The sequence below is a fragment of the Maribellus mangrovi genome (assembly GCF_037646455.1).
GTDB classification, from domain to species: domain Bacteria; phylum Bacteroidota; class Bacteroidia; order Bacteroidales; family Prolixibacteraceae; genus Draconibacterium; species Draconibacterium mangrovi_A.
Genome location: NZ_JBBIXN010000007.1, coordinates 179,723 through 204,487 on the forward strand (window position 1 = coordinate 179,723; position 24,765 = coordinate 204,487).

Genomic DNA, 24,765 nt, shown 5'->3' on the forward strand with positions numbered 1-24,765 from the left:
TAGTGTCTATGTTCATTCTCATCTTATATATTGGTTAGACCCTCTATTCCAGTACGGGTTCTAAAATGATACAATCGATTCTCATCGTCCGGGTAAATTCGCCCGACTGCTCTTCCGGCGTGCTCACATCACTACTCACCTCCAGTTTAACTGCAATTCTTTGGTTTTCCTGATCGATTACGTTGGCAAATTCAAAATCAAACTGATCAACAAACATCTTTGTCATGTTTTCAGGATCGGTAACATTATTCTCTGGTGTAACACGCCTGATAAAGGTACTTCCACTGGATCTGCGAATGTATGTGATCTGAAATTTTGCTTTCGTTGGTGTCAGGTCGTTGGGATCGACGATTTTAGCGGGTACAAATACACAATAAATGTTGTATTTAGCTGATAAAGTATTCGGAATTGAAAATTCTACAGAAGGAGATGTCGATGTTGGGTCGACCAAAATGTAATAGTTGTTCGAAGCCGTAAATTCGGTTCCGAAACTTGAGCGGGTAAAAATATTACTTCCTGAATTGGATCTTCCAAAACCGTATTCTGCTTCAACCCTAATTTCCTTAAACCACGATGTAGTATCGGGGAAAGGCATTTGGTTGGTTACGTATGCAAGACCATTGCTGAGCGATTCATAATCGAGACCTTTGAACAATTCTGCAGGATCATGGAATACGTTTCCATAGGTCGATCTCAACGAATCGTAATTTTCGGGTTCGCTTATTCGGCCACGATAGAACATATCCTGAACAAGTGTAAACTTCGCCATTTCTTTTTGACGTTCAGAACCACCGGCATCATCCGGAAAATTATAATAACTTTCAATTCTGGAATAAGCTTCATTCCAGGCTGTATTGTTCGGCATTATTGCCGTGTAAATACTGTCTTCGACATCTATGTTACCAAGTCGTTGCAAAACCGGATTCGACACCACAAAAACACTGTCGTATAAAACATTTCCCTCTTCATCAGTTCCAATTTCGGTACTATTCTCAGCATCAAAGATCATTCTTGTCTGACCGTAAATATATTCGCGTAATGAATCGAGTCCATCTGTTTCGCCCATGTATTCCCACAGGTTGGGCACGTAGGGTGCATAACCGTCAACTACATGAACCAAACCGTTTTTAGCCGGTTGATTAGGATCAGAAATACTATTATCCCCAAATGTGTAACCAGATCCTTCATGTGCAAAGCTGACATATTTATTGTTCAGCATCCGAATAAAGGAATTATCGACCCCGGATGTTGTTATCCTGCTGCGGGCAATATGATTTCGAACAGTTCTTGTCACCAATTCAGTGTCGGACATATCGAGGCCGCTTAATGCATCGTTTTTTGGAGCCCAAACTGTATAAGATTGCGAAGCATTCAGAATTTCATCGTAACCTGATATCTCCAGCATGTTATAAAAGCTGCTCAAATCAGATTGCTCCTTTATGTACTCGGTCACAGTCTTATCGGGCAAATCAAAAGAACTTTCATCATAATGATCATCCCATTCCTTTGTGCAGGACACGGCCAGCAACAAAGCGAACAAAGCCGGGAGAAGTATAAATCCCTTAAAATATTTGTATTTCATTTCTAATTGCATTTCATTTCTTAATAAATGTCCTCATACTCGAGTACTTCCAGCGGAACAAACTCCAGATAGTCAAACATAAATTCTCCACTAATAACTCCCCGTACAGTGAATTTATGTGTGGTGTTTTCTGTGAATGTATATATTCCCAGTATCCGTCTTAAAACCGCAACGTCCATCCTTGCGGGTTCACCAGTGTACCAACCTTGTTGAACTGCTTTGAAACTTGCCGGACCTTTCATGTACCCCCGGTTACGCATCGCTTTATCGTTTTCAAAACCTTCGGGATCTCTTGCATTCGATCCAGGTCGTTCATAACCAACTTTTGGATTATCGGCATAAAGGCGGAGATCAAGCGGAATACCGGTAGGAACCCCATCCCAATACAGTTGTGCCACACCGCGGTAAGCTGTAGGTTGATACCCAAAGCGTACTTCGTAAGTTCCTGCCGGGATGGGCGGTGTTGTTGCCTCAAATTCATAAAGGCCTCTCATCCATATTTCATCTCCCTGGTAATCGCAAAAGCGGTCATCCGGATTATAATAATAGAATCGGGTGGTTTTCGATATCCACAATCTGTCCGCATATCCGGGTGGAATATACCACTGTTCTGCAGGTTTCTGAATGGATGCATGTCCAACCCTCATATTATTATTTGTGAATTCAGGGAAAAAACTGGCCGCATCCATTCTCAGCCGCTTGGTAGAAAGCATTTGTTCAACGTTATTCGTATAAACCAGGATATTGTCGATTTCGTGATAAACTCCGTTTAAAGCATCATTATCAAAATCATCAGTCAGCCTGATCGCTTCCCCGCTTTCCAACATGTTGAAAACATTATATTCGTTGGTTGTACGAAGTGTACGTACTTCAATCAGTGTATTCGGACACATGGGTTCAATGTATTCAAACATATCCACGATTTTGACCGAATGACTTGTTCCATCTGTTTCATTATACCGGCCGGTATTATCATACTTTTCAATGAATAGTCTACTCGATAGTTTTTTATTTATGAGATGATAAGCCACAAAGCGGTTCAGGCTGTTCTTACGATCAGTCACATCAGTGATCGATGCATCTTCGGGATACTTTGCATCGTAAACCTGTTTTGCATAAGCTTTCAGGTCATCCAAATTATTAATCTCGTTTTCAGCGAAGGTAGCATCGCTTTCCATTAAAGCCGTAAAGCCGTATTTTCGCTCCCGGGGAACTGTTATTATCCAACCAGCACCATATGGTATATCATCTTCATCTTCGAAATCGGTCCAATCATAACTATCGTCTTTAATTGGAGTTAATTTCTCATTCAATCCTGTTGCTACTAATGCTTCGTAGAAAAGCGAATATTTCTCATCCTGAGAAATCGCTTCCTCCAGTGTATTTTCTGTGGGAGAAATGGCATTATCGATAGCGTGGACCACTCCGTTATGAAGTTCAATGTCCTTTTTCAATACTTCCGAATCTGTATTCACCCGATAGATAATGTTATTAGTACCCGTTTCAATGCTGATGTCCAGATACCGGCCACTCATGGTCAGATTTGGAAGGAAACCCTCAGCAAACTGATCACTGGTAATTTCAAAGTCTTTAATAATGTGGTTGTACGCAATTTTCTTGAGTTCTTCATCCGTAAAGTCATCCACTGAACTTGCTCCTTTACTTTCGTAATAACGCATCATTGCAATATCATCGGGCAAAAAACAGGTGTAATCGCCGTAGGAATTTAATAAGCCCATTACTTCAGTCTTCTCAAGTATTTTTGCGAATTCGGAGTAATTCTCGGGTCGGTTCGTGATGTACTGACCAACTGTTTCTCCGGTAAACGTATAGTAGTTATCACCAATATCGTCGCTGTTACACGAAGGCAAAACGGAGATAAGCCCCGCTAATGCGATGGTTAACAGTGCCAAGCCTTTGTAACGCACTTTCGCTAGGCTATGTTTGCTTACTGTTGTATTCTTTTTACTGATTTTCATGTCGTAAACCTTTACTGATTTTCCTCTGCCTGAATCCTGTAAAATTCATTCTGTACTAAAGCAGAATTCGCTTTCAACTCATCGGTATGCACTGGTAAATACAATGCATCCATTACCGACATTTTGTTAATATCACCGGAAGATCCTCCGGAGAATTTCTTAGTCACATAACTTACCAATGGATCCGGTGAATCAACACGACGCGCCAAGCGCATCAGGTCGAACCATCTTTTCCCTTCAAACATCAGTTCGCGCTGACGTTCCCGCATATACAACTCATTGAGTTGGAGATCGGTTGTGTAATTATCGGGCATTAATCCAAGTTCATCATCTTCAATATTGGATCTCATGTATATGGTATTAATCAACTCAACCGCTTGTTCCTTGTTACCTCCAAGTTGAATCAATGCCTCGGCTTTCATCAGATAGATTTCAGAAAGGCGGTAAACTATCCAGTTAGCCGTCACATTGCGGTAGTAATACGTACTGGCCTCTGTTGTAGGATCTTCCTGCCTGTCGGCACCGGCGTATTTAAACACATAGTATGTATCACCACCTGCATACTGACGAAGAAAATCTTTCTCGCGCAAATCTTCACTGCTTTCTGTTCCACTTCCTATATTAAAATTAAAGGGACTGTATCGTCCGATAATTAAGGGAGCAGGAAAAGACCACTGCCCTGTCGAATTACCAAAACCACCATAAAAATTCTGAACAGTTGAGTTGAACATCTGGTCGTCGTCGAACTGCAATTCAAAAATGCTTTCTTTGGAATTACCCTGGTAAAAGACATTTGATATTACATCTTCTCCCATTTCAAGTTCAAGGTCCGATTCAGGATCATTCAATATCTGATCACACATTTCGATACACTTGTTGTAATCCTCCTGCCACAAATAAATGTCGGCCAAAAGTGCTCTTACAGCATTGGTCGTAATTCGTCCTTTTGTGTATGCCGTAGTTTCGTAACTGTCGCGTACATAGCGTAAAGCTGTTTGCAGATCAGCAACAAGATTATTTAGGATTTCGTCTTCCGGCGATTGTGGAATATTGTAATCCTGTGCATCATCGATACTCGGTTCATTAACCCACGGAACTCGTTCGAATGTGCGAACCAGGTAAAAATACATGAGTGCCCGTAAAGTCAGCACCTCCGCTTCCATCGAATGCAGCTTTGATTCGGTAAAATTGGCATCTATGTCGACAACGCCCGGTGCATAATACAAAAAGTTGTTACAATAATTTATTACAGTATAAAACGATCCCCAATGACAATAGCCATTATCTGCGGTAATATCCACATTGAGTATTTTTGACATGTCAGATGGCATTCCATTGCCATACCATACATTGTCCGACCGCAATTCGCCCCACACGAGCATTTTGCCCATCACATCACTCTCGGTTATCGAACGATAACATGCTGCAAGCACCTGGTTAACCTGGCTTTCATTTTGCCAGTAATCCTCAAGAACGATTTCACTCTCAGGTCTTAAGTCGAGCCAATCTGTACAACCCGACGAAGTGATTAAAAGACCTGCAATTGATAATATGGAAATTATTTTTTTCATATTCATCTTAATTCATTTAAAAGGTCACAGAAACTCCGAAAGTCGCATCTTTTGAACGCGGTGTCGGAGAATTATCCACACTAACACCAAACGAGCCGTAACCTACCTCAGGATCCACTCCGGTGTATTTTGTTAATACAAACAAGTTATTAATGGTCATGTAAAAACTTACCTGATGCAGGTTCCACTTATCCAATATCGCTTTTGGAATTGAATAGTTAAACGTGAGGTACTTCATACGCACAAACGATCCATCTTCCACATAGCGGTCGCTACCTAACCAGTTGTATCCATAATTATACAGTGCACGAGGCATCTCGGTTACATCTCCGTCTTTTCTCCAGCGCCAGTTTACCGCAACACTCTGGTTGTTCAGGTAATACATATTCTCGGCATTCATTCGTGCCCTGTTTACAATCTTGTTTCCGTAGCGGAAATTGAAAAAGGCTGTAACCGAAAGGTTTTTGTAGCGAATGGTTGAACCAAATCCACCGTTAAGTTTTGGGTTGGAGTTCCCCAGGTAAACAATGTCAAGTTCGTCGATGTTTCCATCGCTGTTTATATCTTCATAAATGGCATCACCACCCCTGAACTCATATTCATTACTCTTTCCATATGCGAAATACATAGGCAGCGGACTCCCCTCTTCATCCGTAAATACATTTCCGTTTTCATCACGCGCTACAGGTGCATTTTCCTGCACACCTTCAATGTAATCATTATACTGATATACTCCTTTATATCTAAATCCGTAAATCGATCCGTAAGAGTTGTTTTCCTGTAAACGCGACAGGTAAGTTCCGTTCGTATAGTCGTAATCAGCATTGTAATTGGCAAGAATATCGTCTCTCAACTCAACGATCGTGTTCACATAATTCGACAGGTTGAAGTTAAAATCAATCGTTAAATCCTTTGCTTTAATCGCTTGCTGAGTGAAAAAGTTCAATTCCCATCCATTATTGTCCATAGTACCTACATTTTGCCACGGAACATTCCCAAATCCCGATGAACTTGGCACCCTAAGATCTTTAAACAGCAGATCCTCTGTGCGCTTGTTGTAGAAGTTGAGATCGAAGTTCAATTTATTATTGAACAAGGCAAGGTCAAGACCGTAGTTGAATGAAGTTGATTTTTCCCACCTCAAGTCAGACAATCGAAGGGTTGTTGGACGAGTTGCCGCCATATCGATATATGATCCGTATGGTGAATATCGGCTAAAGTGCAGGTATTCCGCATCGGGCTGGTTACCAGTTATCCCCCAACTTGGCCGGATGGCGAGCATGCTCAGCCATTTGTTTGTACTCTGCATCCAGGATTCGTCCGAAATGATCCACTTAGCCGATAATCCCGGGAAATTACCGTATTTGTATTTTTCACCGAATTTAGTACTTCCATCCCTACGGAAGGTTGCTCCAAGAATATAGCGATCTTTGAAAACATAGTGAGCCCTGAATGTTATCGCGTTTGAACGATAAGCAAAACGACTTGAGGAAATACCTGTTGAATATCCTTCAGAGGAGGCATCAACAATAGTACCCGATGGAAGGTTTGTAACTCCCATACCCTGTGATGAACTGTTTCCGGTAATAAACTGGAAAGCACCCTGTACAAGTAGTGAATGATCGGGATTGTAAATTTTTGGTTGCCAGGTAAGTTTGTTATCGGCCAAAACCGTAGTACTCTCTGAATCGAAACTTTCAGCAAAATTAATGTCACCACCATTCCACGGTGAGTTAGAAACCTCGGCAGGTAGAAATCTGCTTACTTTATCGTTGTTTACATCGAATGAAACATCGAGGTTGTACCGAAGCGTCTGAATTTCCGGATCCAAAAGATCGTACTGCAACCTGAATATCGGGCGAATACGGTAGTTTTTAAGGTTGTTAGTCGCCAGGTTGGCCAAAGCCACCGGGTTACGCATATCGCGCTGATCGGGATGCAGGCTGGAATTACGCGAGATGTTGTAATAAACATCCGTTTTATTCCCTTGTAAATCTTGCTGATAAATGCTTACGTTAGGCATTTTATTATATGCCATCCCCAGTATGTTGGAGTAATTTCGCTGGTTATCGGTATAAAAGAAAGTCAATTCAGAAATAAACTTTATTCGATCTGATACTGAATAATCAAGGTAAGCAGTCGATGTTATCCTGTTCATTTTCTGACCGATAACGGTACCTGTTTGCGTCAGGAAACCACTTGATACGCGGTATCTGGCCCGATCGCCACCACCTGAAACATTTAAATAGTTATCGTGCTTAAAACCTAACTGAATTACAGCATCAACCCAATCGGTATTGTTGTTGAAATTTTCGTACTCCGAGAAGGTCGGATCGTATAGAAATTCGCGGACATTGGCCGCATCCTCATTTTGTTGTGGATTAAAATAGGCCTGTTTCATCATCATTGTATAGTCGTCACCATTAAGCATATTCAAACCTTTAGGTTGTTTGGCTACGGTGAAACGATAAGAGTACTGAACGCGGGTCGGTCCTTTGGCTCCTTTTTTTGTTTTAATGACCAAAACACCATTGGCTCCTTTCGATCCCCAGACCGCTGTTGATGCAGCATCCTTTAATACTGTTATCTCCTCAATATCATCGGGGTTGATACTCAACATATTCGCATATTGTTCCTCGTTGGCTGCAGAAAAGTCAAACGAGGGATCAATATTAATTTCATAAGGAATACCATTCACAACTATCAGAGGCTGAGTATTGGCATTTATTGAGGAAGTTCCCCTGATCCTCATTGTAGCACCTGAACCAAGGTCACCAGAGTTAGCAACAATATCAAGACCGGCAATACGTCCCTGCATTGCCTCATCGATAGAAGTTACCTGAACTCCTTCGAACTCTTTTGTGCTAAGTGTTTGAACCGCTGTGGAAAGTTCCCGCTCAGGAATCTCAAAACTTCCGTCGGACACCTTCTTTTCGGCTTTAATCACCACATCCTCGATTACCTGAAGATCTTCTACAAGTGCCACGTCGATCACAGTCTGATCTCCGATTTTCTGGCCTGCGGTTTTGAAGCCCACAAAACTGAAAGCAATATTATTCTCGGGATTCTTGACCCTGAGCACATACTGCCCGTTTATATCAGTGATGGTTGCGCTAATAATCCTTTTTTTATCGTCTGCTTCGATTACGGTGGCTCCAACAAGGGTTTCTCCATCAGTTGCTGAAGTAATCGTCCCCCTTACCACTCGCTGGGTTCCTGTTGTCTGCCCCGTTGAAACAAAGGGTATCAGTAGATAAAAAAACAGAATTGTTCCAACAATTTTAAATTTCATATCTGTTGTCATTTTATTCAAACCTCAAAACATTATCAATCTGGTGAATAACCGCTGTTGAAGAAGTAATAATTGTTGAATTCTCAAAATTAGTACCGCTTCCTGTTCCGTCAATCTCTCGGTAAGATTGTGGACTGTTACTAAATATATAATCCCGTGTCAAAATGTTGTATAATCCGTCTTCACGAATGAGATGGGCAGTGCCATAATTTTCGGTGTCCAATGTTATGTTCTGACCATCGCTATTGACCCCAAGCCGGTAATATTTGTCTTTGTATGTTCCGAATTGAGTTGCTTCTTCATCTAGTTTGATGGTGGCTGTTTGATACAACTTATAAAAGGTTTCACCATCGACGAAAATGGAATTATCCTGGAAATGATAGCGTAGGAAACGCTCAAGTTTATCAATCTCGGCAGCCTGCTCCTGGTTGTCCTGGATGGCATCGATCTGTTCCCAGTTCATGATCAATCCATCGCTAATAGCCTGTTGGATAGCTTCATTGGTAGGAACATATACCGTATAGTTAAACGTATTAAAGAATTCAACATTGAAGTCGAGACCATAATAGTTTGTCGTTCTTAAGAATATTTCTTTTCCTGAAGGAAATCCGCTAAGCAGGTTAAAAAATTCGCTAAACTCGGGTGTTCCGCTCAACACACCATAAACGGATTGTAAAGGTGCCTGAAGTGGTTTGTCGATAAAAAATGTTGTTCCGTTTTCCTGTCGGTAAACTCCGTCTTCCACAACGTTAATTGAATTACCCGATTCAAAATCGAAGCCTGCCTGTACTTTAAGGTCTGCACCGGTTCCGTCAACAAGAAGTATATTACCATTTTTAGTGAAGTAATATTTTGAGCCTGATTCTACATCGCCAATCACAATATGTGTATCGAGCAGATCCAGTAAGCGATTACTGATAAAATTAGTATTGTCTATCGTATTAACAGAGTCACCTACCTCCCCGGTAAGCGGATCGTATGTATAAACCGTTGCATTAACTTCAGAAGTTTCGGTATTGTACCAATACTTCATTACTCCTTTAACGTCTTTTGCATATGCAATCGGGTCCAGATAATTCTCGAAATATTTATCTGTTGGCACAAAGAAAGTATAAGTACTTCTTAGCGCATTTAAGTACAAGTCGAATTCGTTTACATCCACTGCCCAGTTGAATACTCTGGTGGCATCACTTAGCAGCACCGGAGCGTAAACCGAAATATAGTCATCAGGTGGATATACTTTGTTCGTATTATAAATCACACCATTCACTCCGACGTACGAACTGGTAATATCGTCAGGTGATATTGGAATAGGTGAATTATTGCTATCGACCAATTTGTCAAAACGTCCGGGAACGGTTTCGACAAACGATTCACGAAGGTGTCGGTTCAGCAGTTTCACAATGATATAATCCGGCACACCTTCCCAACTTCCAAAACGGTTTTTCAGAATTACTCCTGCACCGTTTTCAAAATAGTTGGTCATTGCTTCGTTGGTAGGTGCTATAATAGCTGCCATATCCGACTGCATAGAACTTCCGGCGGCTGAAGAAACATATTCGTTTCTTCCCGGGTTAATCGGAAGCAATAAATCGCTACCGATCAATCTTCCATCCGGATATCTTTGTTGTCCCATCCATTCGGAATAATATACTTTTTCGAATATCGAATCGATAGGATGTTCCGGATTAACCTGGTTATATGCGTTGGTCTGTGCAGCATTGTAATACGGTGCACTAAAGCGATCCAGCAAGTCCGAAAATATTCTTGAATCGGGATTTTCATCCAGGTATTCAGCTACGTTAACCGGAGGTAGTAATACATCTTCTAAAACATGAACATATCCGTTTTTACAAGTGATGTCACGCTCTTTAACTTTTACGCTAAAAATGTGCGCATCGCCGGGATTTCTTTCAACTCCTGTAATCAGGCTAAAATCAGCGTCATCTATTCCGATACTTTTTAATGATCCTTCCAGAAAATGGACCATTGGCCATGACGTGGCATCCTGTAATAAATACATGCCCTTATTTTTATGGTCATTCCAGAATGGTCCATCAGGCAACATATCCCCCGACAAATGAGGAACCGTATCGAGTACCGAAACCGAAGTGGCGCGACGTATTGCCGATCCTTCCTGCAACTGACCATCGTAATAGTTTGACAAGGTTTCGATCAGGTAGGCATTATCGATCATCGAAAATTTGATGATCAATCTTTTCTGAGTCAGACTCAGACCTTCATAACTTGAAACATTCCATGGATTGTTCTGGAAAAAACGCTCGAAAGCAGCGTCGTCGGCAACAAACAGTGTCTTACTACCTGTTTTTGATAGTACATCTCTATACTTGTCCGACTCCTGCAGATCGTCGACCAGCCTGGTGTAATACGTGAAATTCTCGTTCGATTTCAAATAATCGTAAATACTTGCACCAAGCCATTCCGGTTCACTGTTATCGTATAGATATTCGTCTTTACAGGAAACCGTTACGAGCACTCCTATTATCAGCAGAACTAATTCTACCAGAAGATATCGCTTAAAATGAATCCGAATTTTACTTTTCATAGTTTGTACTGATTTTTAATGCGTTCCCACCAGATGCTTTTGATATCACGTGAATCGATCCCTGACACAGCATTACAGCTTGAATAGAAAAACTGTGTCTCCACACCATTAGCTCCCAACTTACCAGAGCTTTGCACGTTTAGTATAACTGCCAAATGCGAATGACACTCACTTGTATTAACAACAGCAAAATGGATGTACTTTTTAAAAAGATGTTTGAATGCTTCAGAAAGCATCCTTATGGATTTGTTCAAATTTGAAGTCAGAGGGACTTTTGCACGGCCGATATTTGGTTCGACTACTCTCATTGTTTAGTTAGAAATTAGTTTTACAGTTTATAAGTATAAATCTCTTCTATCTATATTGCGAATGTACTTTCCGGATCAAAATTCAATCATCTCAAATCCGTCAAATAGTGTCACAATCTCACAAATGTAATTTATACACTTTATATTTGAAAATGTTTTTCAACCTTTTACAATTTTAATTCAATTCTAGCACAAAATTTAATTTTGTGGTTAGATTTCAGATCATGTCAGCTGCGAAATTTTACACCCCTTATTATAGAATAAAAACGTCTTTATTATCTGTATGGTTCAGCTTTGTCTTTCTCTTCCAACAGTATATAAAGATTAAACAATACCCGTTTCAGACTTGGATAGGAGCCACTTTCATATGCCTTAATTAAATATGGTGCAGCTTCGCGATACAATTTCTTACCGGCTTCAATGCCTTTATTGTACTTTGAATAGTCAACCCTATCAGGTTTTGCAATGGCCTCATACTCCTTTTTCCGTGCAGAAAAAATCTCGCTACCCTGGTTGTATAAAGCCAACCCTATGCTCATGTTTGCTCCCGGATGATCAGGATCAAGTTCCAGTACCTTGCCATAGTATTCTTTTGCCTCATCGAAGCGGTTTAAGTTTTGCAACGACACTGCTTTAAAAAACAAATACTTTGTTTCGCTGGGGTACCACTCCAGCAATTTGTCGGAATAATTCAACAGCTTATCGTATTGTTGATTCTTTGCATACAGGTTGGCCAGACTTTTAGTAATGTCCTCCTCATACTCGGGAAAAGCTTTCGATTTTTCCATTAAAGCAATTTCATAAATCGAATCATTTTTTTCACTTTTCGAAAGGCTTATCAGTTTGTCGTAAATATCAAGTTGCGGAACCTGATATTCCACAGCCTTTGCATAATAATTTATGGCATCGGGACGGTTCTTCAAGGCCTCACTTGCCATTCCGGCCGATGCATATGCCTCTGCCACTTGCACCGAATCGGCATTTTCGGCGGCAATTAATTCCTTACAGATTTTTAAGCCCTCTTCGTAATTACCATCCATCATCGCAAGTTTTGCGTCGGTCAGCATATCATCAAAATCCTGAGCATAAGCGGATGTTGCCAATAACAGGGTAAGAACTGCAATACTTATTATTCGAAAAAACATAGCGAAATATTAAAATAATACCTAAAAAAATCGATGCAAGTTACATTCAAAAATGTAATAAAAACGTTTATAATAAATCATTCGTAGATTATATTTTCAGCATAACTCCAAAGAAAACCCTAGACATCTACGAGAAACCAAACAGAATAGTTTAGTTCTGATTTTGGCACTAAAAATAGTTATTTACCTCTGAATAGCAACTTTCGTAGGAATAATTTACAGATTCAAATGATCGGCTACATTAAAATAAACATATAAAACTCCTGCTTCTTACTTTGCCACAACCGAGTTTTAAATGATAGTTAAAAATTGAGCACGAATATTCTGAAGAATTGCCGACCGTTGGAACGCTGACAAATTTTTATCTACAAACTGACGATTAAAAGCTATATGGAGATTTGGTAATATTAAGTAGCTTTATCAGCCTTAAAAAGATATAAACCAATAAAACTTTAATAATGCGATTACTCAACTCGTACAAAAGAATCATCACCCGTTTTACTTTGGCTGTAATTGGAATTGTGATTTTTAACACAATCAGTATTAATTCAGTTATTGCTCAAATTGGATTTGGGCAGGCAGAAAAGATCAATCAAAACTGGAAGTTTGCACTGCAAGATGTGGAGAATGGTGAACAGACAAGCATTGATGACAGCCGTTGGCGAAGGATTGACCTGCCGCACGACTGGAGTGTGACACAACAATTGAGTCCGACGCTGGCCAGCGCTACGGGCTATTTACCGGGCGGCATTGGCTGGTACCGGAAGCAGCTCTTTATCCCGACGGAAAAATCTGGAGAGAAAGTTTACCTCTATTTCGAAGGCGTTTATAACCGCAGCGAAGTATTTGTAAATGGCAAGTCGCTCGGGAAGCGTCCGAATGGCTACATCTCGTTTGCGTACGATGCCACTCCTTATATCAATTTTGGCGAAGATAACCTGATTGCGGTCAGGGTCGATCACAATCAATCGGCCGATTCGAGATGGTACACCGGCTCAGGAATTTATCGCGACGTTTGGGTGGTTTATGCAAATCCGGTTCATATCGACCAGTGGGGCGTTTATGCCTATCCGGAAAATCAAAAAAAAGGATATAACCTGAATGTGGAAGTGGAAGTATTGAACGAAACAAATTCGCCAACCGAACTGGTTATTCAAAATGAGTTACTCTCTCCGTATAATAAGGTTGTAGCTAATTCTTCCGAGAAATTGGAGGTGGAAGCCAAACAATCGGGGAAAATAAAAACAGCACTTAAAGTTGCTGCACCCGAACTTTGGTCGCTCGATGATCCAACCTTGTATTCACTGAAGACCTCGATTTTACAGAACGGAACCGTAATAGACGAAACCACAACAACAACTGGTTTCCGTGAATTTAGTTTCGATCCGGACAAAGGTTTTGCTTTAAACGGAGAATGGATGAAATTGAAGGGTGTTTGTTTGCATCATGATGCCGGTGTGCTGGGATCAGCTGTTCCTCGCGAAGTGTGGGAAAGGCGTTTGCTGAAATTAAAAGAAATTGGGGTAAATGCCATTCGTACCAGTCACAACCCGCAGGCTCCCGATTTGTATGAGCTTTGCGATGAATTGGGACTGCTGGTATTAAATGAAGCATTTGATGAATGGGAATTTCCGAAACGTAAATGGTTGCAAGGCTGGAATGTTGGTACTCCGGGATTCCAGGGATCATACGATTTTTTTGAGGAATGGGGAGAGAAGGATTTGGGCGATATGGTACAGCGCGATCGGAATCATCCGTCGATTTTTGCCTGGAGTATTGGAAATGAAGTGGATTATCCGAACGATCCATACTCTCATCCGGTTTTGGATGGTGGTGGCGAAACCGGTTTTACACAACCAATTTTTGGTGGTTATAAAGAAGATGCACCCGATGCAATGCGGCTTGGCGCCATTGCCGAACGTTTGGTGAAAGTGGTCAAGAAATACGACCCATCCCGACCAACGACAGCCGGATTGGCGGGTGTGGCCATGTCGAACCAGACCGGATACCCTTTTGCTTTGGATATTACCGGTTATAATTATACAGAGAGTCTGTATGATCAGGATCATGCTAAATACCCCGATCGCGTGATTTACGGCAGTGAAAACCGACACGACATGAATGCATGGAAAGCGGTTACTTCACGTGATTTTATATTTGGGCAGTTCCTTTGGACGGGAATTGATTATCTGGGTGAATCGGGACGCTGGCCGTCTCGCGGGTTTTACTCTGGTCTGCTCGATTTTGGTGGATTTATCAAACCAAGAGGATATTTTCGTCAGTCGCTTTGGTCGGATAAACCTATGGCATATCTGGGAACCTACCCAATAAATGAAAGATGGAGAAGACGTGGGCCATCGATGGATGCCTGGCCAATTTGGAACTATGATGAAGGACAACTGATTCGCGTGGTGTGTTATACCAACGCAGCCTCAGCCAAACTTTTACTCAATGGGAAGCAGGTAGGCGAAACCCAAGCTTATAACACTGAAACAGGAATTATTTTCTGGGATATTCCCTTCCGGGAAGGTACATTAAAAGTCGTGGGAATGGATGCTGATGAAAATGAAATAAGCAGTTACAACATTCAATCTTCCGGACGTCCGTATGCCATTAAGATTATCGATGGAGAAAATACGATCGATAAAAAAGGAGTTGCTCAAATTGTTATTCAGGTGGTTGATGAGCAGGGAGTGCCGGTAATGCTGTCGGACGACGAAGTCAGATGTCAGGTTTTTGGCGATGCCAGGTTACTGGGACTGGAATCCAGCAATAATTCAGATATGTCGGATTATACTGACAATGAACACCGTGTTTATCACGGCAGAATGATCGCGTACGTTCGTGCAGGAGACGAGCCTGCCGAATTTACAGTAAAGTTTTCAGCCAACTGGTTAGAGCCGGCCGAAACAAAAATTGTAGTAAAATAAAAAAGCAAAAGGCGTTTACAAATTTGTAAACGCCTTTTGCTTTAAATATCATCTGCCGGGAAAAGTAAACCTCCCCTCTCCTTTTATTTTGCCTTTTGGTAAGCATCTCCCAGCCACGGATTCTTTTTAGTTTGTTTGTTAAATGCACGCAAGGGATGTCTGCCCGGATCGAGTTTTTCGTTGGCATCCCAGGGTTCGAAAGCATTCCTGATGTTGGCCAGTCCTGTATTGGCAAGTTCGGGGTAATGCCGCAGTAGAACGGTTTTAAAATCCGTTTTATCGATCCATTCCAGTCCTTCTTTCGTGTAATATTCTGCCGTGTAGCAATCGGTATAAAAACGATCGGCCTGTAGCCGGCGGGTTGCATTCAATATAAAAATCTGGAACATGGTCTCGCCAAATCCAAAGCCGGTAGGACGGTTTTCTTCAGCTAATGTTCCCACCAGTAAATCCAGTTTTTCAACATCATTAGCATATATTTCCTTTAGTTTCGGTAACATTTCCTTTCCAACACTTCCTTCCATTTTCGGATTAAAAAGATCTTCAAAGGTGCGGATTGGATTTAATCCCAGTTGCCGGCGGAACTCATTGTAGCGGGGTACACCTCGTTCACGAGCCCGCAGTATGTCAACGGCTCCCATATCGAATAAGGGATTACCCGGTATGCCAAGCTCCTGCATAAACTTCGGGAAGTTATTGAGTACTAGTTGACCGGGATGCTGATTGCCAAATGAATAAAAGAGATCAGCCATTTTTACCCGCTTGGTTATTTTTCCCGATCCGGCTTGTCGCGATGCCGCAAAAGGAATTTCTTCTTCAATTTCGCCTTTATCGTGTTTTCTTATGTGGAGTGTTTCCGGCAAGAATGAATGCAGGCGGTAAACCTCAACAAATTCTTCGGTTAAGCCATAGGCTTCACCATGTTTATTGATAGGATTTCCTACGACACCGCCCATTTCAGGGTTGCGGACATTGATATCCGCGAGCGTTTTTCGGTGCTTGCCGGTCTTGAAAAGATTGGTTAAGATGCCGTACCAGTTGGCGTTTAGTGCCTGATCGAGTCCCGGATTGGGCAAAACAGCCGGTGTCCATTCCACCGAGTGGATCTTCGCCATGATTGCAGCATTGATCAGCCGGGCCACGTTAAATAATCGATTGTCATCCCAATCGGGGTAATGCTTTTTTAAATGGTCGCAGATGGCATTGTGCTCCCGCGAAAAAACGGTGTGCAACATGGATAGTCCAACCCACCAGTTTCTCACCATTCCGGTTTTCTCCATTCCTTCTTCGTCGAGAGGAAGGGTTTCGTCATCATTCAACTTTATTTTTCCATCGACACCACTACGCAAACTGTCAACGGTTTTCTGATCGCTGCCGTAAATCTGCGAACCGTCCCACCAATGGGTCACTTCATTAATAAAAGTAACCGGGGTCTTATCTTTGTCGGACATATAAGTCGGGTCAGCCTGGGTTTTTGCAACAAATATTTTCGACTGCCAGAATTTTTTGCGCGCCGGGTCATCTTCGTCTAGCGGTATTTCGTGGAGCTTAACACCCGGACGGCCATCCATTTCACCGTGCGTAATCCAGTCATGATTTTGAAATTGGATCCAGGATGCCGCAAGCAGGTTTAAAAACGGCACCTCTTTCATCTTCTCTCCGCGCGTTAAAAGTGTTCGGCTAATTTTTCTCGGATTTGGTGTCATTAATTGATCGCCTGTTTCCGGTTTAATCGCTTCGTCTTCTACATTTCGGGGAAAACGCGTACCTGCTGCACCTTCCATCGGGTTGGTGAGATTGTTCCAACTCCCGTCGGCGGTTCGGTAATGCGATACTCCTTCGGGCGGTGTTTGTCCTTCAGGCTGAAATCCAATTAAACTTCCTTTTGGATAGGTACTTTTAAGGTTGTTTTTGTTCAGCTTATCACGCATAAAAGCCAGGGTCAGAATTCCCAAGGTAATGGGGCGCCGGTACCAGTTTGTCCAAACCTTGTCGCGGTAACCGGCAATTCCTCCCCACAAATGAGTCAAACCATCCATCAAAACCGATACGATTGCTCCGGTAGTATTCCCCAACACCAATCGAAGGCTCGTCATTAAACCGGGTGCGGGCGCCGGCGCTGGCCTGGGTGGCAAGGCACCTTCAGGAACACTGGGTTTTGCCAGCAGCGTATCACGGTCGTAATAATGCAAATCGGGAACCTGAACATTTACTTCGGCTGCAGCATTTGCTTTTGACAAGGCCAACATCTCCTGCAAGTCCGTATTCTCCGGATCCTTTGTCAGGGCATCCTGATAATACTTCGAGGCCTGTTTGTAATTTTCTGATTTGAAATAAGCCAGGGCTAATAATTCTTCATGCTGTCCCAACTTTTTCGATTTAAGAAATTCGATAGCCTCTTTGTATTTGTTCTCCTTAAATAGCAGTTGTACTTCAGCAATTGCTTCTTGGGCGTTTTTCATGTTACATCCTCCTTATTAGTTGAAAGATAGATTTCAGGGAATTGAGTCCTATCTGTATTTATTTGATTTAAATGGTTCGTTATTTTTGGCCAGGCCAAGTGCAAAATAAAGCGTGAACTTGTATCCTTTTTTTGATCTCAAATAAACTGCCCCCAGAAACAAACCGTCGTGCAGTTTTTTAAGATCATCCCTGACAAGCCGAATGGGCCAGATATTTCCCTGGTTGGAATAATCGAGCGTGAGTACATCGTCGTTACCAAACAAAGGCGGAATAATGCTGGTTTCATAAGAGAACCATTTCCGTTTAAAGCTCCCGACTTCGATTCGGTTTATTCCCTTTCCGGAATTTGCAGTAAGTGGTTCAAAAACTTTTCCCTTCCAGGGAATCCAGGAAAAATACTTGTTAAATGGAATAACTCCCGTGAGTATCCGGCCGTCTGTAACTCCTTTAACCTCTTCAATTGTTGGTGTTGTTGCCAGTAAATACAGTTCATCCAATTCGTTGCGCCGCATTTTGGGCAGGTCATCCAAACGTACATTGGTCATTTTCTCATTTTGTGTCTTTTTTACTTTTGCTTGTAACATATTGCCTCCTTAATTTTGTGTTTTCATGTTGAAATCGACATTTGATTCACTGAAGAATTCTTCAGGCCCCGGTTCAATTCTTTTTTCGGCATTCATTTTCTGCCGCTCTTTCGATGTTTCGTAATAGATGGTTCTCCGGGCCCTGTTCTGGTTGCCCAACGGACGGTGTTCTGCAATACAATGCCAGGGATTAAACGACAGATTCCGGACAAAGGCAAGTTGCTCAGGAGAATCAAATTTTTGTACCGGGATACGCAGTGTTGCCACCTTTATGTAGGGCGACAATTTTTCGGGCCATACTACCGATGCGTTTTCAACAGGCATTTTATGTGTGTCGGTCTGAAACTGGATCAAAAAGTCGAAACATACTTCTTGCTTTCCGAGTGTTTTTACCATGGCCTCCCTCAGATAATTATCGGATGGATGCTTTGGCACTTTCGATTTCTCGTGTGTTCCCGGTCTTAGCGAATACTGGATAGCACGTCCGTTACCAAATAAATAGGCTGCACAGCTGTAATACTGCAAATCCAGTGGACTCGCATGCGTTTTGGCGTACAATCCCTGCATAATCGCATCGAGATAATGGGAGTCGAACGGTTTGAGAAAGTAATACAACGGCGTTCCTTTATAAATTTGTTCTTGTAGTTTCAGGTTTTCAATAATGTTCGGAGTTGTAAATGTAGGTGCGCTTATTCCAGTAAAATCCTGGGTATGTTTTTCATCATCGATCAGTTTTTTGCCCTCGACACCCATCAGTTTAATTCCGATACTCAGCACCCCGTTATTTTTTATATCGGGCGTTACCAAAGGGCCTGGACCGGCAAATCTTACCCATGCCGGATAAGTAGCTCCCTGCTTAAAGATTCCGACTTTTAAATGCTCTTCCAGCTCAGGTAAAACTTCGAATTGCGCCTTTAACAAACCGTACGTTTTTGTATTACCGGCTCGCTCAGCGGTACTGTGCTGATAGTGTTTGGCCAAGAACGCAGTCATTTGTTTGGTAATCTGCTGCGTTATCTCTTCTTCATTAAGAAGTAACTTCTCTTCAGCGATCCCCAGCTTTTCGTTTTTTCGCCACAGATTGATCAAAAACTGGGTGACAGCCGAGATCTGCTTTCTAAACAATTTATCAAAAGTATTTCGGTAGACGGGATTTAAGCGCCGGATAAAATATACGATGCGAATTAAAACATTGTGGAACCACTTTGCCATTTGTCCAATTTCTATTTCCGGAGTTATTTATAAAGACAATCAGGAATTGGTTGCCAAATATTTAATCGCACGAATACCGGGCATAAAAAAATAAGCGCCACCACGAACATCTACAAAGCGCGGTAAATTGTGTACACGTTTTCGAACCGGATGTGCGGGCATCGTAAATGTTGAAGGCTGTCCGTGTTTCAATGTGTCACAATCTCCGATAATTGGATCGGGATCTGTATATAATCCGGCAAAATTCCGGTTATTCACCCAGGTTTGCTGAATGAATTCAAACTGTCGCCTGATGTTACCGTTAAAGCAAATAAAATGAAGTCCGCGTTCGGTATTTCTATCCGAGCTTCCCAACATGGCTTCGGGAGCCAGCGACGGATCGACGGGTTTACCATACGATCGGCCACGACGAAGCAAACGATGACGCTTTGCAATGGCAATGGCACCCTTCGATCCGGGATTTGGAGGAAGCGAACCTCGTGGATTCGTCCGGCGTACATGCGAGCTAACCGGGCATTTCAAACCCTGTGGATCTGTGTTGTGGTACGAAAAATCGTTTTCTTTCCCCAATTCAGGCCGATCGTGGTCTTCGCTCAATACCAAAGGAGCGCCGCTTGGCCAACGCCCCACCATTTTTGATGCCAGTTTTATTCTTTCGTCAGGATTAACGCTGTTATCCGGATTCCTAGTCTCATGATCCATAAACTGCCAGAATTCCTGAACGTTCTGATGCAACTGGCGAAAGACCAGGTAACTTCCATTCCGACCAAAGTCATGGTCTTCGGAACCATTAATATCTCCGTGTAAAATTTCTTTGCTGTCATCGGCAGATTTTACCATGGGGCTTACCGTATACTGACCGTATTCGTTCGGGTACCCCAGTATAAATTCCCCGGCACGAAGCGTATTTTCTTCGGCACCGGTTTTTGACAACCCTGCAATAATTGGTTGCGATATACCGTCAGCAAAGCCAAAATGTTCTTTTCCGTTCAGTGATAAGGTCTCCAGTTTCGGACCAACCTGAGTCAGGCCGTCGTTTTTAAATGCATCGGAGCTATTTGCGTAAAATGCTTGAAGCGTTTCTTCGTCACTGGCATAATGCATCAATAAAATATGAATTGGTTCTGATTTCGGGCCTCCCCACTGCCATTTATCCGGGGCACTTTCACCATGATCGCCCAGAATCCGGCTACGGTATTCACATGTCATACCTTCCTGAAACTCGTTCGAGAATAAAGATAAAGTGTATGAATTGAGTCCAAGAGCCTTCAATCCCTCAAAAGTAAAAGCAACGTTCATACAAGAGTCCGCCGGGTTGGAAGTACCATCCTCTATTTTATTCGCCATATTTGCCAACCAATGTTTTGCTTTGCCAGCATCCGTAATTTTCAGAAATACAAAACATGCCGCCTCGAGCTTTGAATATCCACGCACAATTATGCCTTGAATGTCATCAACTTCTAATGTGTATTCTTGAGTTCCCATTCAGATTCTGTTTAATTATGAAACAAAAAATCAGATTCGATTAAAATCTTTGCAGCCATTCTTCAATTTCCGTTATCCCCATCGTACTCCAAAGACCTTCTCTGATCTTTGCATTATTAGCAAGATTTACGGCAGAAAGCCCCGGATATGCGGTATCCCAGACCTGGGTAACAATTTGATGTTTGTTTATAAATGCTTTAAAGGCATGTTCATCTTTTGCACCATCTTTAACCAGCCAGTTTGTTTTCGGATAACCGATGCCATTACTAAAAGCTGCATTTAAACCCCAGGCCACTTTATTGATAAAATCATCCATATAGCTTTCCAGGCTGCCGTCGTAATTGCTAAAAAAAAGTACCCGCCGGTTTTGATCAAGCATGATCCACCGGGCAAAATGAATGGTGTCTACACCTGTAAGTTTGCCTTTATTATACAGGAAATGCGCACCGAGGTTGATTCCCCAAAGCACAATTTTGATGGTCAGGTTTCGTACCCAACCCGGTTTCACAAATCCTATTGCACTGAACTGATTTTGCACTGCAAAGTCTTCACGAATGACAAGCTCGGGATGACGTTTGAGATTTTTGACTACAGGATCGCTCGCCCGGTTGTCTTGTTTTTCTTTTATTCTCAAAGCTACAATCCCAATCAGAGACAGAGGGATTATAATCGGTAATAAAACAATACCCACCACTACAATGACAGCAAACTTGAACATTTCTCCGGCGCTCCAAAATGACTTGCGTTTTGTGTCGGAAGGTGTCGCCCATTTGAGTGACGGAGTTTTTGTGACAAAATTCTGAATGGCAGAACGCAAATTTTCGACATCGTAATCCGACCAATCACGTTGATCCAGAAACTGCTCAATTTGTTCGCGAAGCTGGATATCCTGTTTAACCTGATGGAGAGTTCTACCGACTGTATTGACATAGAAAGCCTGTGACTTAATTTGATGACTGCGCAAATAATTCAACCGGCTGTCCGGAGTAGGCTTGTCAGGATAATCCTCACAAAACTGATAAACTTTATCGAGCCCTTCGCCTGCCAATTCCACGATCTGCCTCAAATGATTTTCTATGGAGCCATCGAAATTACTGGAAAACACCAGGCTAAAACGCATATCCTGACCATTTTCTTCACTTAATTCTTTGAGAATTACAAAGCGGGCAAAGTGAGTATCACTCATTCTCTTTAATGGAATAATACCATTTCCTTCAAGGTCATTATTGATTACTGCCAGTAAAGCTTCCAGATCGTTGATGGCCTTGGATTTAATTCTCGTTTGCAGGGTGCAAGCGCCTTGTTGCATAGCTTTAAAATCGAAGTTGCTAAAGTGTTTTCATATATTCAACCAGCGACTTCTTTTCGTTGAGCGAAAGGTGCGTTCCGTAGGTATGTCCCTGGTTGCTGTTGCCAATATCTGAAGTGTTGTACCTGAAGAATTTGTATCCGCTCTCTTCGGGCACGTCCGATACAAAACCAACATGAAGGCTGTCAATAACATCGTAACCGCGGTAAAATACTTTTGGCCGGTTTTCAGGTTCCAGTAAAAGATCCATTAGAGTTGGTACCGATCCATTATGCAAGTACGGTGCTGTTGCCCAAATGCCATCGAGCGGAACGGCCTTATAACCATTGGTCTTTCGGAAATGTGTAAATATTGAATCATACTCTTCTTCGGTGCTCCATTCTTCCAAAGCTTTTACTGCCGATTCCGGCCATGAGCTTAAACGATACGGATCAGTTCCAACCAAATCAATATCAATAACTTTCCCCACATTTGCATGGCCGGCAGCATGACAAGACGCACAGTTTTCAACAAATATCTTCTGTCCTTTTCCGGCCAGCTCATTATTTATAAGAAACGGATAATCAGGCGGTTGTATCTCATCGAGGTATTTCTCCAACTGCCGGAGGTTGTCCATTTCAAGATCTTTTTTTACCGCCCCCATCGTTGCTGAAGCCGAAAGAAACACCTCAAATCGTTTGGTGTTAAATCCATCCCAGTGAATCGGCTGCCCTCTGTGTGCTTTTGCATTCCACAATGTCATTATATCGTAACCGCCAACCGTTTCCGTATCCTCTTGTGGAATTCCGAGTGGAAGACTCAGCAAACCCAGTCCCGACCGGCCCGGACCATGTGGCGGAAGATCTTCAAGCCAGGCTACATTTTCCTCACGTTCAAGCAGTGCATTCTTAACTTTAGGAACTATCAGATACCGGTAAATAAGTTTTTTTGTTAATGATAAGTCGTGATTCTTCTTGATTTCATTCACAACATTCTCCGGAGAAAATTTTGGATCATTTACGCATTTAAAAAGAAAACGCTGATAGGCCTGCACATCAAATTGAGGCGCCGAGCCGGCCAATATCAGTTTTGACTTATCATTTGGTTGAGTTCGGAAAGTGCCAGTGTGACACATGGCACAATTAACGCCTAAACGAGGAAATCCAATCGTCTTTTTACTTAATCCAATCGGGATATCCCGGCCATCTTCCCAGATAAAACCAAAGTAGGAATAGGGTCTCATCCCATCTGCTCCTGCCGGTAAATACTCGGGAAACAGCTGAGGAAATACTTCCCACACATAAAAAGGAAGACCCGACTTCTCCGTTCCCAGCGAACCATATTTAAAAAGGTCTTCATCAGAAGTGTAAATTACAGGAACCTCCCGAAAAAGGTTGGTATATGCTATAAATCCCAGTACAGCCACTAGAATCAAAACCATTATTACAGAAATTCTAATTTTCATAAATGTGATCTTTTAGTTACCGGTGAACTTCAGGGAATACCCTGTTAAATAAGTATTGATGAAGGCTTAAGAAAATCTGAACTCACCAGAATTATCTTGATATTTTCTACGCAGAAAAAGAATAAATAACAGAACATATATTGCATCAACAATTACAGGTACAAGGACAAATGCTCCTGCAATACCAATGATAAAACGATAGCTCAGTATAGAAACATCGTATAACTTTCCGATTATCCCAAGCCAGACAATACCTCGGTTTTTAGTGATATCGAGAGATACAATATAATAGCCAATACCAATTACAACAACCGTAAATCCGAAATCTCGCCAAAACCTGTATGTATTGGCTACATCTATGTTTTGAGTTAGATAGGCTACTTGATTGCTCCAAAGCGGAAATAGAAAGATCGGTAATCCCATGGCGAAATTAAATATCGCCGCACTTCGGAAAATACGCGACCAGAATCTTTCTTTATTTTGGCTCATAATATTTCATTTCCCTTACTTTTTACTCATATATAGATTCAAAGAGATTCTTTCGCAGATCGACATCGGCATCTTCAGAAGAAGCATTTTATTTTTTTGGAACAACTAATAATACCATTTTTAGCTTTTAGATTCTGTAAAATTATAAATGCCTATACACAGCTCCGCCCTCTCAGTCACAAATTCAGTTATTTTCGAGTAGTTAATATTTACTCCAAAACAGAGTTATTTCTTTTTGCTTGTATTTGTAACTTCTGTAGTATTAAGATTAAAATGTCCGTATACAAGTTAAGCAAACAATAAAAGACAAGCAAATCTTTATTTATTAGATTAACGTGAGTTCGATCTAAGAGAAAGAGCAAACACGTCTTTCTTCGACAATTTCTTCCAGGTTGAGTTTTGGCTT

General features: G+C 41.8%; 14 protein-coding genes. 1 reads left to right on the forward strand and 13 read right to left on the reverse strand.

The window, feature by feature from the left end:
* Positions 1 to 43: 43 nt before the first annotated feature.
* The 6 genes from WFY05_RS20650 to WFY05_RS20675 all read right to left on the reverse strand — a co-directional run bounded on the left by WFY05_RS20650 (position 44) and on the right by WFY05_RS20675 (position 12,443).
* Positions 44 to 1,582 (reverse strand): fasciclin domain-containing protein, encoded by a 1,539-nt coding sequence (locus WFY05_RS20650; protein ID WP_340114835.1) that lies wholly within the window; start codon positions 1,580 to 1,582, stop codon positions 44 to 46.
* Between the two features lie 20 nt (positions 1,583 to 1,602).
* Positions 1,603 to 3,561: a fasciclin domain-containing protein gene (locus WFY05_RS20655; RefSeq protein ID WP_340114836.1), complete on the reverse strand. Its 1,959-nt coding sequence runs from the start codon at positions 3,559 to 3,561 to the stop codon at positions 1,603 to 1,605.
* 11 nt (positions 3,562 to 3,572) lie between these two features.
* Positions 3,573 to 5,132 carry a RagB/SusD family nutrient uptake outer membrane protein gene (locus WFY05_RS20660; protein ID WP_340114837.1) on the reverse strand — a complete coding sequence of 520 codons (1,560 nt, stop codon included), beginning with the start codon at positions 5,130 to 5,132 and terminating at the stop codon, positions 3,573 to 3,575.
* A 16-nt stretch (positions 5,133 to 5,148) separates the two neighbouring features.
* Positions 5,149 to 8,424 (reverse strand): SusC/RagA family TonB-linked outer membrane protein, encoded by a 3,276-nt coding sequence (locus WFY05_RS20665; RefSeq protein ID WP_340114838.1) that lies wholly within the window; start codon positions 8,422 to 8,424, stop codon positions 5,149 to 5,151.
* Positions 8,425 to 8,437: 13 nt separating this feature from the next.
* Entirely contained in the window at positions 8,438 to 10,990 is a 2,553-nt protein-coding gene (locus tag WFY05_RS20670; protein WP_340114839.1) for a hypothetical protein, read from the reverse strand.
* Positions 10,991 to 11,573: 583 nt separating this feature from the next.
* Positions 11,574 to 12,443, reverse strand: coding sequence for a tetratricopeptide repeat protein (locus tag WFY05_RS20675; protein WP_340114840.1), 870 nt, complete (start codon positions 12,441 to 12,443; stop codon positions 11,574 to 11,576).
* A gap of 458 nt (positions 12,444 to 12,901) precedes the next feature.
* Between WFY05_RS20675 and WFY05_RS20680 the strand changes: the two genes are divergently transcribed.
* Positions 12,902 to 15,373: a glycoside hydrolase family 2 TIM barrel-domain containing protein gene (locus WFY05_RS20680; RefSeq protein WP_340114841.1), complete on the forward strand. Its 2,472-nt coding sequence runs from the start codon at positions 12,902 to 12,904 to the stop codon at positions 15,371 to 15,373.
* Positions 15,374 to 15,456: 83 nt separating this feature from the next.
* Here the strand turns inward: WFY05_RS20680 and WFY05_RS20685 are convergent, their stop codons facing one another.
* The 7 genes from WFY05_RS20685 to WFY05_RS20715 form a co-directional block, all read right to left on the reverse strand.
* Positions 15,457 to 17,835 (reverse strand): peroxidase family protein, encoded by a 2,379-nt coding sequence (locus WFY05_RS20685; RefSeq protein ID WP_340114842.1) that lies wholly within the window; start codon positions 17,833 to 17,835, stop codon positions 15,457 to 15,459.
* Between the two features lie 48 nt (positions 17,836 to 17,883).
* Positions 17,884 to 18,420, reverse strand: a complete 537-nt coding sequence (locus WFY05_RS20690) for a hypothetical protein (RefSeq protein ID WP_340114843.1) — start codon at positions 18,418 to 18,420, stop codon at positions 17,884 to 17,886.
* Between the two features lie 9 nt (positions 18,421 to 18,429).
* Entirely contained in the window at positions 18,430 to 19,632 is a 1,203-nt protein-coding gene (locus WFY05_RS20695) for a catalase family protein (RefSeq protein WP_340114844.1), read from the reverse strand.
* 39 nt (positions 19,633 to 19,671) lie between these two features.
* Entirely contained in the window at positions 19,672 to 21,117 is a 1,446-nt protein-coding gene (locus WFY05_RS20700) for a Dyp-type peroxidase (protein ID WP_340114845.1), read from the reverse strand.
* Between the two features lie 40 nt (positions 21,118 to 21,157).
* A complete protein-coding gene (locus WFY05_RS20705; protein ID WP_340114846.1) occupies positions 21,158 to 22,426 on the reverse strand; it encodes a hypothetical protein in 1,269 nt (422 codons plus the stop codon).
* Between the two features lie 19 nt (positions 22,427 to 22,445).
* Positions 22,446 to 23,870 (reverse strand): c-type cytochrome, encoded by a 1,425-nt coding sequence (locus WFY05_RS20710; protein ID WP_340114847.1) that lies wholly within the window; start codon positions 23,868 to 23,870, stop codon positions 22,446 to 22,448.
* 66 nt (positions 23,871 to 23,936) lie between these two features.
* Positions 23,937 to 24,359, reverse strand: coding sequence for a hypothetical protein (locus WFY05_RS20715; RefSeq protein WP_340114848.1), 423 nt, complete (start codon positions 24,357 to 24,359; stop codon positions 23,937 to 23,939).
* Positions 24,360 to 24,765: the final 406 nt, after the last annotated feature.

Excerpts from the sequence above, each read along its gene's own strand:
- WFY05_RS20650 (WP_340114835.1), bottom strand. The coding sequence starts at position 1,582 with ATGAAATACAAATATTTTAAGGGATTTATACTTCTCCCGGCTTTGTTC.
- WFY05_RS20655 (WP_340114836.1), bottom strand. The coding sequence starts at position 3,561 with ATGAAAATCAGTAAAAAGAATACAACAGTAAGCAAACATAGCCTAGCG.
- WFY05_RS20660 (WP_340114837.1), bottom strand. The coding sequence starts at position 5,132 with ATGAAAAAAATAATTTCCATATTATCAATTGCAGGTCTTTTAATCACT.
- WFY05_RS20665 (WP_340114838.1), bottom strand. The coding sequence starts at position 8,424 with ATGAAATTTAAAATTGTTGGAACAATTCTGTTTTTTTATCTACTGATA.
- WFY05_RS20670 (WP_340114839.1), bottom strand. The coding sequence starts at position 10,990 with ATGAAAAGTAAAATTCGGATTCATTTTAAGCGATATCTTCTGGTAGAA.
- WFY05_RS20675 (WP_340114840.1), bottom strand. The coding sequence starts at position 12,443 with ATGTTTTTTCGAATAATAAGTATTGCAGTTCTTACCCTGTTATTGGCA.
- WFY05_RS20680 (WP_340114841.1), top strand. The coding sequence starts at position 12,902 with ATGCGATTACTCAACTCGTACAAAAGAATCATCACCCGTTTTACTTTG.
- WFY05_RS20685 (WP_340114842.1), bottom strand. The coding sequence starts at position 17,835 with ATGAAAAACGCCCAAGAAGCAATTGCTGAAGTACAACTGCTATTTAAG.
- WFY05_RS20690 (WP_340114843.1), bottom strand. The coding sequence starts at position 18,420 with ATGTTACAAGCAAAAGTAAAAAAGACACAAAATGAGAAAATGACCAAT.
- WFY05_RS20695 (WP_340114844.1), bottom strand. The coding sequence starts at position 19,632 with ATGGCAAAGTGGTTCCACAATGTTTTAATTCGCATCGTATATTTTATC.
- WFY05_RS20700 (WP_340114845.1), bottom strand. The coding sequence starts at position 21,117 with ATGGGAACTCAAGAATACACATTAGAAGTTGATGACATTCAAGGCATA.
- WFY05_RS20705 (WP_340114846.1), bottom strand. The coding sequence starts at position 22,426 with ATGCAACAAGGCGCTTGCACCCTGCAAACGAGAATTAAATCCAAGGCC.
- WFY05_RS20710 (WP_340114847.1), bottom strand. The coding sequence starts at position 23,870 with ATGAAAATTAGAATTTCTGTAATAATGGTTTTGATTCTAGTGGCTGTA.
- WFY05_RS20715 (WP_340114848.1), bottom strand. The coding sequence starts at position 24,359 with ATGAGCCAAAATAAAGAAAGATTCTGGTCGCGTATTTTCCGAAGTGCG.